The organism is Dolichospermum sp. UHCC 0352 (assembly GCF_009711925.1).
GTDB classification, from domain to species: Bacteria; Cyanobacteriota; Cyanobacteriia; order Cyanobacteriales; family Nostocaceae; genus Dolichospermum; species Dolichospermum lemmermannii.
The window spans coordinates 1-835 of the sequence record NZ_VIKY01000242.1; the positions used below are offsets into that span (position 1 = coordinate 1).

General features: G+C 38.3%; 1 protein-coding gene. It reads left to right on the plus strand.

All coding sequences use genetic code 11. The annotated features are described in order from the left end of the window. Positions 1-835, plus strand: an 835-nt coding sequence (locus tag FJR06_RS23855; protein WP_305791096.1) for a Calx-beta domain-containing protein, incomplete at both ends; no start/stop codon positions are given.

Consider the following 835-nt stretch of genomic DNA (forward strand, 5'->3'; position numbering starts at 1 on the left):
TTTATGGAGGTGAAGGAAGCGATACGGCTGTTTATTCAGGTACTTATTCCCAATATCAAATTACCAGTTCAGGAGGAGTATTTACCATTACCGATTCTGTCAATAATCGTGATGGTATAGATACATTATATGGAATTCAAAAAGTACAATTTTCAGATCAAACTATAACTATTACTGATAATGATGGTTTACCAACCCTCTCCATTAATGATGTAACTATCACGGAAGGAAATAGCGGTACAACCAATGCAGTGTTTACCGTCACCCGTTCTGGTACTGCCAGTCAACCTATCACAGTTAACTATGCCACTGCTAATGGTACAGCAACAGCAGGTAGCGACTTTACTAACACTACTGGTACTCTCACCTTTGCCACAAATGAAACTACTAAGACTATCACAATACTTATTCTTGGTGATACCAGTGTGGAGGGTAATGAGACATTTTTTGTTAACCTGAGTAACGCCACAAATGCCACTATTGCCGATACTCAAGGTCAGGGTACTATCAATAATGATGATGTTTTTACCCCAATTGAATCAGCAGGAAATACTAAATTAGTCAAAGATGCCACCAACAAATACTTTACCCAAATCGGAACAAATACCCCAACCGCTATTAAAAATGGTGGACAACAAATCTACGAAAATATCTACGCAGGATGGCAAACGATAGCCGCAGAAACTGTCAATGGGGATAACCAAGTTCTCTGGAAAAACATTTCTGGAAACTATCTGCATATTTGGCATTTAGATAGTAACTGGAATTGGGTTTCTTCTCAAGGAAATTGGGGATTAAATTCGGCAGAAGCTTTAACTCAAGAAACTAACTTTAG